Annotated in this window: 1 protein-coding gene; it reads left to right on the plus strand. The window is 24.3% G+C overall.

Annotated elements, in window-relative coordinates:
- Positions 1–149: 149 nt before the first annotated feature.
- The coding region (locus SB659_RS19105) for a hypothetical protein (protein ID WP_410551525.1) at positions 150–411 on the plus strand (262 nt) is incomplete at its 3' end.

Here is a 411-nt window from a genome sequence, read left to right on the forward strand (position 1 = left end):
GGGATATAAAAATTATCATCAATTTAATTCCTCATATTTTGGCAGAAATTCTGAAAAAATAACAAATGGGTACAGTACTATCAGTACAAGTGCTGGTCACGGTGTTGGAGTTTCACCTATAATGTGGACAGGATCTAAAACTTGAGTACGTGGAAAATAATTTTAACATAGAATTAAGTAAATCAAATAAAAGAATTATTATAATATTTATTCTTTCATTTATATGTATTTTACTATTTACAAGAGTTTATTTAAGTATAAACTCAAACAAATTAGTAAAAGAAGAAATATTATCTATAGAAAGAAATGCTAAGGTAATTGACATTTACAATAATAAAAAAGAGCATAATTTTCCCTATGTTAAATATTCTAATGGAACTCAAAAAATTTTAGAGTTTTCATATCAAATAG

This window comes from Arthrobacter sp. SIMBA_036, from assembly GCF_046535135.1.
Taxonomy (GTDB): Bacteria; Actinomycetota; Actinomycetes; order Actinomycetales; family Micrococcaceae; genus Arthrobacter.